Annotated in this window: 1 protein-coding gene; it reads left to right on the forward strand. The window is 56.7% G+C overall.

Features of this window, described 5'->3' with window-relative positions; genetic code table 11:
- Positions 1–277 precede the first annotated feature (277 nt).
- Positions 278–533, forward strand: a 256-nt coding sequence (locus ACTWPP_RS45165) for a hypothetical protein (RefSeq protein ID WP_443110644.1), incomplete at its 3' end; no start/stop codon positions are given.

Consider the following 533-nt stretch of genomic DNA (forward strand, 5'->3'; position numbering starts at 1 on the left):
GTGTAAGCCGGTCGCATGCTTGCCGCGACAGTGAGAAACCGCATGCACAAGAACACAGCAAGACTGATATCAATTGCACTTTTATCTGAATTAATTGAAGCTAAATTTATAAAAACGGCGCAAGTGGCTCCTGCGAAAACCTACCGGGAGTCGGCCACCCGCGCCGGGTTTGGGCTTATGATGCCTAAAGGTTTGCCGTAACAACGTTACACAATTGACGGCATGGGCAAACCCGTGCATTTCCGTTTCAAAGGCATTTGCAAGACGATCCCTATTTATGAGTCGCGCAACATCTGTCGCGCCATCGGGTCTGGATCCCATCTCCGAGCTGCCGGACCGAGAACGATTCGTCCACCTGCTGGCAGCGATGCCACATGCCGCGCGGTCCGGTGCCGCGCCCGCGATCGGCGCATTGCTGCTGATTGGACTGGATCATTTTGCCGAGGCGACCAACACGCTGGGGCCCCTTGCGGCACGTGCGGTCATTGTTGAATGTGCGGCGCGCCTCAAGGCGCTGTGCACGCCCGATACCG

Source organism: Actinomadura sp. 3N407, assembly GCF_052245875.1.
Lineage (GTDB): Bacteria > Actinomycetota > Actinomycetes > Streptosporangiales > Streptosporangiaceae > Spirillospora.